8 protein-coding genes are annotated in these 9,041 nt (G+C 44.7%); 1 reads left to right on the forward strand and 7 read right to left on the reverse strand.

Annotated features, from left to right (window positions below):
* Positions 1–17: 17 nt before the first annotated feature.
* The 5 genes from licT to zwf all read right to left on the reverse strand — a co-directional run bounded on the left by licT (position 18) and on the right by zwf (position 6,326).
* The gene (gene licT / locus AC4PM4_RS24865) at positions 18–860 is read right to left on the reverse strand and encodes a BglG family transcription antiterminator LicT (protein WP_062328359.1); all 843 of its coding nucleotides are present in this window, start codon (positions 858–860) and stop codon (positions 18–20) included.
* 374 nt (positions 861–1,234) lie between these two features.
* On the reverse strand, positions 1,235–2,335 hold the full coding sequence (locus tag AC4PM4_RS24870) for a metallophosphoesterase (protein WP_274570567.1): 1,101 nt from the start codon (positions 2,333–2,335) through the stop codon (positions 1,235–1,237).
* 286 nt (positions 2,336–2,621) lie between these two features.
* Complete coding sequence (gnd, locus tag AC4PM4_RS24875) at positions 2,622–4,040, reverse strand: NADP-dependent phosphogluconate dehydrogenase (protein WP_064637026.1); 1,419 nt, start codon at positions 4,038–4,040, stop codon at positions 2,622–2,624.
* Positions 4,041–4,100: 60 nt separating this feature from the next.
* The gene (fsa, locus tag AC4PM4_RS24880; protein ID WP_063563123.1) at positions 4,101–4,766 is read right to left on the reverse strand and encodes a fructose-6-phosphate aldolase; all 666 of its coding nucleotides are present in this window, start codon (positions 4,764–4,766) and stop codon (positions 4,101–4,103) included.
* Positions 4,767–4,808: 42 nt separating this feature from the next.
* Positions 4,809–6,326, reverse strand: coding sequence for a glucose-6-phosphate dehydrogenase (gene zwf, locus AC4PM4_RS24885; RefSeq protein WP_063563124.1), 1,518 nt, complete (start codon positions 6,324–6,326; stop codon positions 4,809–4,811).
* Positions 6,327–6,438: 112 nt separating this feature from the next.
* Between zwf and AC4PM4_RS24890 the strand changes: the two genes are divergently transcribed.
* Positions 6,439–7,326, forward strand: a complete 888-nt coding sequence (locus AC4PM4_RS24890) for a LysR family transcriptional regulator (protein ID WP_063563125.1) — start codon at positions 6,439–6,441, stop codon at positions 7,324–7,326.
* A 108-nt stretch (positions 7,327–7,434) separates the two neighbouring features.
* Here the strand turns inward: AC4PM4_RS24890 and AC4PM4_RS24895 are convergent, their stop codons facing one another.
* Both AC4PM4_RS24895 and AC4PM4_RS24900 read right to left on the reverse strand, forming a co-directional pair.
* Entirely contained in the window at positions 7,435–8,106 is a 672-nt protein-coding gene (locus tag AC4PM4_RS24895; protein WP_072733353.1) for a hypothetical protein, read from the reverse strand.
* A 170-nt stretch (positions 8,107–8,276) separates the two neighbouring features.
* Positions 8,277–8,861 (reverse strand): cupin domain-containing protein, encoded by a 585-nt coding sequence (locus tag AC4PM4_RS24900; protein WP_063563127.1) that lies wholly within the window; start codon positions 8,859–8,861, stop codon positions 8,277–8,279.
* Between the last annotated feature and the right edge of the window lie 180 nt (positions 8,862–9,041).

The raw sequence follows: 9,041 nt of genomic DNA on the forward strand, positions 1-9,041 counted from the left end.
GTTCATGTGCTGATATTTCATTGGTCACGCTTCGGTTTCATTAACCGCTCCAGATGAAGGGTCAGATACAACTGTTCCGAATGCGTCATATCATACTGATAGTTCTTATGGATAAAAGTCTCAATCTTGCCGATACATTTGAAGGTTTCGGGATAGTTTTTCCGTACAACCTCGTATAAATACTCCTCCGCATCGTCATGTGACGAGTGAGTAATTACCCGTTGGCAGAAATACTTCAAATGAGTAATGAAACGGAAATAGTTGACGCTATCTTCATCCAATTCGACATTGAAGTGATATTTGATAATGTTCATGATCTCTTGAAGCAGCTGCATCAAATGAGTCACATCGTTCATGGAATCATTGACTTCCGCATTGATGAAATGCAGCGCTATGTTGCATATTTCATCCTTCGGAAACTCCACATCCAGTCTTTCCTTCAGCAGGGTGAGCGCTTCCCGGGCCACGTCGAACTCGGCCTTGTAGAAATGCTGCACTTCCCAGGAGAGCGGATTGCGTGTAATCATTCCCTTTTCCAGGCGCTGGACAGCAAAATGAATGTGATCCGACAGTGAGACATAAATCCCGTCACTGATGGTTTTGTTCAATTGCGTACGTGCCAGTGTCACAATATCATCTGTCGCCTGCAGAATTTCAATCGGCACTTCCGTGACGATGGACTTGAACTTCTCATAGATCGATGCATCCTGAAGCCGGAATACTTTCTCAATCCGTTCTTCATCAATCTCATCGCCTGCCTTGAACTTAAACCCGATACCCCGGCCGAGGATCAGCAGTTCCTGGTTTTTGTCATCCACGGTACTGACAATATTGTTATTAAATATCTGTTTAATAATCATTATGGACCCACCTGTTTTTTTTGAGGATTAAAAAAGGGCAAAACCAAAATAGAAATAATAAAATCATTTCCATAGTGGTTTTGCCCGCATTACCGGTAACAAGCCTCGGGTATAATCTATCACAACCTGAAAACGGTGTCAACCCAAAATGCTACCACTGCTATTTTACTTCGTCTTGCTTTCAAGAAATATTTCCCTACAGTTCCACGTTGGAGGGTATGCAGTCTTAATATGTACATGTTAATACAGAAACAAACTGGAGAAGTCTTCTACTCAAAATGGAAATATTTTCCGTTTGGGGTAAACTCATCTGCCTTGAGCACAAATAGGAGCCCTTCTTCCGAAGGGCTCACTGTTACTTATATCGATAATTATTATTGAAACGTCACATTAATCTGTACAATCTCCGAACGACTGCTTGTACGAATCGGAGGTCCCCAGAAGCCAAATCCAGAGGTCACGATAGAGTGCATGGACCCTTTTTGCAGATAACCCCAATCATTCTCGTAGATGGCCTTAGTAATAAACTGAGCGGGTGCGATCTGACCACGATGGGTGTGACCAGACACAACCAAATCTACATGGTTTTGCTCCGCAATATCCAAATCATAAGGCTGGTGATCCATCATGATCACAGGCTTACTCAAGTCGGTATCCTCCATCAATGTCTCTACTTCTGCACGATCCTTCTCTGTCCGGTCTTTCCGTCCAATCAGCGTAATCTTATCGTCCAATGTAATTTTATCATCATACAGAACTTGCATATTACTCTTCTCCAGAGCAGCAATCAAATCCTCGATCGGACCATTATACTTGTCGTGATTGCCCAGTGAGGCGTACACCCCGTAAGGAGCCTGAATGTCGCTAATAATATCCGCAATCCCACTCTTGAGATACATATCCAGGTTATCATCGATAATATCACCAGGATACAGCACCAAATCCGGCTTCAGTGCGTTAATTTCTTCCACCATGCGTTTAGCGTGAGCAGGGCCGGACAGCAGGCCAAAGTGCATATCCGCAGCCATCACAATGTTGAGGCTGTTGACACCTTCCACTTTTTTGTCAATCTGAATGCTGTATTGTCTTACGACTGGACTATAGGCGTTATAGATACCGTAGCCCAACGTGGACAGCAAGAGCACGAGAGTGACCACCCCTGCCCATTTATGAGCGTAATGTCTTGGAATACGGGTTAGTCTAAGCAACCATAGCGTTAGATGAACCACGGGCAGAATTAATAACAGCAGAGAAAAGATTGCAAGCCAGTATGAACCAATAACACTCAGGAAGGAAATACTTCCAAACAACCTTGCCAGTATGAAAGAAATTGAAAGGAATACGAGCGCAACGATGTAAAACCAACGAAATCTCGCAGATACAACCGGCTTCATCCAGCTCCATCCGCTCCGTCCTATGTAAAACACTAATAAACCGTACACTACCAAAAACAAGATGCCTGCAAGTACGAACATGCCTCCGTTAACCTCCACGTCAATAAGTTGATTGCTGAATTTTCTCTTAACCAAATTCCAGTCCATCTGCACAAGTATAACGTAGTTAAAGGGGTGAGGACATCTGTTTCCATTCCTCAGATGCGTACAATTTATTACAATTTGGAATACTTAAATTTCAATCATATATTAGGCGATACATCGACCCATAGCCTGTCATCTGAATAAAAAAGCATTCCTGCGTCCGCTCATGACTAACTAACATCATGAACGAGCACAGGAATGCTGAATGATCTCGAATTACATATTACTCGTTGGTGTCCATCCATTGGAAGTGGAATGAACCTTCTTTGTCCACACGTTTGAATGTGTGAGCGCCAAAGTAGTCACGTTGTGCTTGCAACAGGTTCGCAGGCAAACGTTCAGTGCGGTAGCTGTCATAGTAAGACAACGCGCTGGAGAATCCAGGAACTGGAATTCCTTGAGTTACCGCAGCTGCCACGACTTCACGCCATGCACCTTGGTAGGATTCAACAATGTTTTGGAAGTATGGGTCCAGAAGCAGGTTTTTCAATTCTGCATCCTTGTCATATGCTTCTTTGATGTTTTGCAGGAACTGTGAACGGATGATACAGCCACCGCGGAAGATCATGGCGATGTTGCCGTATTTCAGATCCCAGCCATATTCGTCTGAAGCTGCACGCATTTGAGCAAAACCTTGTGCGTAAGATACGATTTTACTTGCAAACAGCGCTTTGCGCACATTTTCGATGAACGCTTTTTTGTCGCCAGAGAATGCTTCAGTTGCTGGTCCGTTCAAAATTTTGCTTGCTGCTACGCGTTCGTCTTTCATTGCAGACAGGAAACGGGAGAATACGGATTCCGTAATCATGGACAATGGTACGCCGAGATCCAGCGCGCTTTGGCTCGTCCATTTGCCTGTTCCTTTTTGTCCAGCTGCATCCAGAATGACATCAACCATTGGTTTGCCGGTTTCCGGATCGTATTTGGAGAAGATGTCTGCCGTGATTTCAATCAGGTAGCTATCCAGCTCGCCTTGGTTCCATTCAGAGAAGATTGCATGCAATTCTTCAACGGAAACATTCAGCACGGATTTGAGCAAATGATACGCTTCTCCGATCAACTGCATATCACCGTATTCGATACCATTGTGCACCATTTTCACATAGTGTCCGGCACCATCTGGTCCGATATATGTGCTGCAAGCATCGTCGCCTACTTTAGCGGAAATGGCTGTCAGAATGGGTTCAACGAGCGCATACGCACTTTCTTGTCCGCCTGGCATGATTGCCGGACCTTTCAGAGCGCCTTCTTCCCCACCGGATACACCTGCACCGATGAAGCGGAAGCCTTTGGCTTCCAGATCTTTGCTGCGGCGTTGGGTGTCAGGGAAGTATGCGTTACCGCCATCAATGATGATGTCGCCTTCGTCCAAGTGTGGCAGCAGTTGTTCAATGGTTGCGTCCGTTGCTTTACCCGCTTGAACCATGATCAGGATTTTGCGCGGAGATTCCAGGGAAGCTACGAACTCTTCAATCGTAAATGCGCCTGTCAGGTTTTTACCTTCGGCTTCTTTGAGAAGATCGTTCGTTTTCTCCGGGGAACGGTTAAATACCGATACCGAGAATCCTTTGCTTTCAATATTAAGGGCAAGGTTTTTACCCATTACTGCAAGTCCGATGACACCGATCTGTTGTTTACTCATTATGTCCTCCCAATACTCTTTATATATAGTAGGTTAAAATTCGAGATCAACAATCCGTTATTACTGAACTGTTTTTTTCCAGTCTGCTGCGAATTTCTCCATACCTTGATCTGTCAGCGGGTGTTTGGAGATTTGTTCAATGACGGAGAATGGAACAGTAGCGATATGTGCTCCTGCCATTGCTACACGTGTAACGTGGTCCGGATGTCTTACAGAAGCTGCAATAATCTGTGCATCCAGGTTATGTGTACGGAACAGCTCAGCAACTTTGGCAACCAATTGCACACCATCTTCGGAGATGTCATCAAGACGTCCCAGGAACGGGGATACATATGTTGCACCAGCACGAGCAGCTAGCAGCGCCTGGTTCACTGTGAAGATCAACGTTACGTTGGTTTTCACACCTTTTTTAGTCAGGTATCGGCAAGCTTCCAGTCCTGCAAGTGTCATTGGCAGCTTGATTGTGATGTTTTTGTCGTTGTTATTGATTTTGATCAGTTCGTCTGCTTGAGCAATCATCTCTTCAGCTGTGATCGCATCTGGTGTTACTTCCGCAGATACGGATTCAACTTCAGGTACCTCACGCAAAATTTCTTCAATGCGGTCTTCGAATTTCACGCCTTCTTTGGCTACCAATGACGGGTTTGTTGTTACACCAGACAGGACGCCGATTTTGTATGCTTTTTTGATGTCTACCAAGTTTGCTGTATCGATGAAAAATTTCATATTCAATTACCTCCAAGGGATATGTTTTATTGTTTTTTTATGTTACAGATTTGCATTAACAGCCAAAGGAACTTCAATATCATCTTCAGCCTGCTGATCGGCAGGTTGGTCAAACCACCAGTGGTGCCCTTCCGCAGCGAGCATCTCATCCGACTCTGCTGGTCCATAACTTCCCGCAGGGTACAGATGAAGTGGGAGCAAATTCTCCTGGAATGCATCCAGAATAGGTTGTACCCAAGCCCAAGACAGTTCTACTTCATCCCAATGGGCAAAGAACGTTGGATCACCATGCAATGCGTCATGAATCAAGTTCTCATAAGCCTCGGCCAGATCCTCACGATCTGGTGACAGATCGATATGAACAGGTTTGAACTCCCCTTTGTTTTGCGGGTCGCTGGCATTCAGCTGCAGCGTCATGCTCTGGTCAGGACTCATCTCAATCACAAGCAGGTTCGGTTTGGAACCGTTAACCACGTTAGCCTGTCCAGATGGTTCTTTGAATTCGATGACAATGCGAGTTGATTTCTCCTTCATTCGTTTACCGGTACGGATATAGAAAGGTACTCCGCGCCAGAAGAAGTCATCAATCTGCAATTTTGCAGCGATAAACGTATCATTCATCGTATTCTCGGCAACACCGGGTTCAGCTGCATAACCGCTAACGGATTTACCTTGAATGTTTCCTGCAGCATACTGTCCGCGAATGACACTTGCACCCACGTTTTGCTTTTGCAGTGGCTGAATCGATTCCATAATGTGTTTTTTCTTCAAACCGACTTTTTCCGTGGTGCTGTTATATGGAAGCTGGATCGCCATCATCATAAGCAATTGCAGCATATGATTCTGGAACATGTCACGCACGGCGCCTACATGATCATAATAGGATGCCCGTTCTTCCACGCCAACAGTCTCATTAGCGGTGATCTGCACATTGGAGATATAACGGTTGTTCCACAATGCCTTCATGATCGGATTGCTTTGATGCAAGGTTTCAAGACGCTGCACCATCGGTTTTCCCAAATAGTGGTCAATCCGATAAATTTCTTCTTCTGTGAACGCCTCGCTTAATTTGCGATTGAGATCACGAGCCGATTGTAGATCATGTCCAAATGGCTTTTCGATCACAAGGCGTTTCCAGCCCTCAGTTGATCCAAGTCCACTACCCTGAATGTTCTCTGCAATGGGTTCGAAGAATTCTGGACCAACCGAAAGGTAGAACAGACGATTGGATGGAATGCCAAGTTCAGCCTCTCTTTGTTCCACTAAATTTAACAGCTCTATATAATCTTCCTTATGGCTTATATTCAATACACTATAACGGAAAGCCTGCACAAATGATTTCACAACTTCAGGATCAGCAGGGCGTCTGGAAAATTCATTTAATGATTTTTCCACTTGTGCCTGAAAGAATTCATCAGACCATTCTCTGCGTCCTAAGCCAATCAGCGAGAAGGATTCCGGAAGTTTCTGCTCAATGTATAAATTATATAAGGCTGGATATATTTTTCTTTTGGCTAAATCGCCAGTCGCACCAAATAAAATAATGCTCGTTGGTTCCATCTCACTATTCTCCTTCCAAGTAACTCTGGTTTCTTTGCTGTAGTTACACTATAATACGTTTCATAGCCATACAAGTAATTAATATATTTCACAGGAGCTATAGACGATATCTATGACAACAAATTATGAATTATATAAGGTATTTTATTGGGCTGCCAAAACAGGAAGTTTGACCCAAGCCGCCAAAGCGCTATATATTACTCAACCAAGTGTCAGCCACGCCATCAAACAGTTGGAAGAAAGCTTTGGTCTCACGTTGTTTTACCGGAATTCCAAGGGAGTTGCGTTAACACAGGAAGGTGTGAGTTTGTATTCCTATATTGAACAATCCCAGATTCTGATCTCGCTGGCCGAGGAGAAAATGGCTGCATTGAAGAGTTTAGACAACGGAGAGCTAAGGATTGGTGGCAGTGATTCGCTGTTCAAGCATTACATGCTTTCCTATCTGGAAGAATTCCATGTGCTCTACCCTAACATCAAGCTGCATCTAAGTCATGGGACAACGCCGGAAGTCATTACGTTTTTGAAAGAAGGCAAAATTGATTTGGGTGTTGTGCGGATGCCCATCGTTGATCCGCAGCTTGAGGTCAGGGAAAGTATCCAGCTCAAAGACTGCTTTGTCGCGGGCGAACGTTATGCTCAACTGAAGGATAAAGTTATGACATTGGAAATGCTGCTGGAGCATCAACTGATTCTTTTCTCCAGAAACAGCCGGGTCCGAATGGCAATTACGGAGCTTTTTAACAGCTATGGCTACACGCTCAAACCTGAGATTGAGGTCGGCAGTGTGGATTTGTTAATCGAATTTGCACGTAGGGGATTGGGCATATCGTATGTCACCCGTGAATTTATTTCCAAAGAGCTGGAAGAAGGCTCTCTCTTCGAAATTCAGCTGGATGTAGCCCTGCCCCCTTCACATGTTGGCATCATGACAAAGCGTAATATGCCAATTTCACTGGCAGCCAACCGGTTTATGGATCTGATTTTCAAGGCGGATTAAGATTCGTCGGTCTACTGGTCTACAAAAAAAGTGCCTCGTCATCCCCAAAGGATGATGAAGCACTTTTTTTGCTATATTCATTTTTCTAAGTAGACAACCTACCAATTCTCATCTTAATTCAAGTTCTCTCAATCTGCTCTCAATTCTCTCAGGAATCATAGTAAACAGTTGCTGCCAAGGCATGAATAGACTCGGCTCAAGCAAAAACTCCTCAAACTCCATAGAGGGAACAAACGCCTTGGTCTGCAGAAAACTCCGCACGCTGGCGTCAATTTCTTCATTGGTCTGGAAATAACCTTTGAACATCTCGTTCACGAGCAGTCCGTCACAACCCGCATTGGCGCCTGCTGCACTATACAAATCCGGCAACAATTCAAACACCACAGGGATTGGAGAAAAAGCATGTTTGCCTGGCTGCGAGTATAGACACACATGGCGTCCAACCACATTAACTCGATCCTTCAACAATCCCCGAAGTACTCTGCCATGGAAGCTGGCTTCACAATCCACGACTTCACCGTCATGGCCCACATATATCCACACATGCTCCATTTCGTACAAATGCCCTATTTCATAATCCCACCAAATCGAAAATTCAATTACATATTGGACCGCCTCAACCGGAAAATGAATTTCCCGCTGGAATGACGGTGAAGGTCCTGATTGATCCAGAATGGAAACGCCTACAAAATCAGGGTAAAAGGGTTCATTTCGATCAAACATCAATACAGGTGCATAGCTCATCGCGGTTTCCAGCATTTCCTGCTCAGTCATGGTCATGGATCGTCCCTCCACATTCTTTGAGTGCTACTACTGTAACAAGCCAATGTTATGCCTATCTTAACAGAGAATTCGGAATGTGTTAATTGGAACAAAATTTAAGCCCGTAATCGGAAAATTTTCCGGTCACGGGCCTGAAATCGGTCATTTGATAGGAGAACGAGATAACGTTATCCCTTTGAGTTTTTGGATGATTTAGAAGCTTTGATCGCCTGATCGGAAACAGAATCCACACATCCAATCGGCGGTCCCAAAATCGCGTCATTTTTGATGGATGCCACTGCCGTCCTGTACGCCTCCTCATCAATACAGTATGCACGATGGGCAACTTCAGGCGGTGTTGCAGCCAGGAAGTCAGCCCCCAGCACAATGTCCGGCGTAGGTTGGTCAAAAATCGTCAACAAGTGCACATCATCGGTCTCCGCCACAAACCAGTGAAACCATCCTTGAGGGAATATCGAAACCTGACCTGGCTTCAAGTGATAACTTATCCGCTCCCGCTTGAACGGATCGTAGACAGAGGTGGTAATTTCCCCGTTAATTAGAACGACCATCTCGGTCACATTTGTATGCCAGTGTGGCTGCACAATAATTCCTTTGCTCATGTGTACATTGAAGAAACCATTTTTGATCGTAGGCAGCTGCGGTCCAAACAACTGGGTAATATAATTGCGCGAATCACGCTGATAATTCAACACCGCTGTCGAATCGGCCGCCAACTGAACATTCGGGGCTTGCAGAATCGGATTAGTCATACCGCTGTTTCCTCCTTATAGGCATACATCTCATTGTTGTACTGTATGCGCTAATTAGCGGAGATAATACCGAGAACACGGCTCCAATGCAATTTTTATCCGGCCGTGTAACTTCATTTGTCAATTAGGTGAAGATCATCAACTCGTAAGTAGAACACAAAAACACCCTTTTCCTGTTAA

This window comes from Paenibacillus sp. MDV22-iso6 (assembly GCF_058408365.1).

Excerpts from the sequence above, each read along its gene's own strand:
- licT (WP_062328359.1), bottom strand. The coding sequence starts at position 860 with ATGATTATTAAACAGATATTTAATAACAATATTGTCAGTACCGTGGAT.
- AC4PM4_RS24870 (WP_274570567.1), bottom strand. The coding sequence starts at position 2,335 with ATGTTCGTACTTGCAGGCATCTTGTTTTTGGTAGTGTACGGTTTATTA.
- gnd (WP_064637026.1), bottom strand. The coding sequence starts at position 4,040 with ATGAGTAAACAACAGATCGGTGTCATCGGACTTGCAGTAATGGGTAAA.
- fsa (WP_063563123.1), bottom strand. The coding sequence starts at position 4,766 with ATGAAATTTTTCATCGATACAGCAAACTTGGTAGACATCAAAAAAGCA.
- zwf (WP_063563124.1), bottom strand. The coding sequence starts at position 6,326 with ATGGAACCAACGAGCATTATTTTATTTGGTGCGACTGGCGATTTAGCC.
- AC4PM4_RS24890 (WP_063563125.1), top strand. The coding sequence starts at position 6,439 with ATGACAACAAATTATGAATTATATAAGGTATTTTATTGGGCTGCCAAA.
- AC4PM4_RS24895 (WP_072733353.1), bottom strand. The coding sequence starts at position 8,106 with ATGACCATGACTGAGCAGGAAATGCTGGAAACCGCGATGAGCTATGCA.
- AC4PM4_RS24900 (WP_063563127.1), bottom strand. The coding sequence starts at position 8,861 with ATGACTAATCCGATTCTGCAAGCCCCGAATGTTCAGTTGGCGGCCGAT.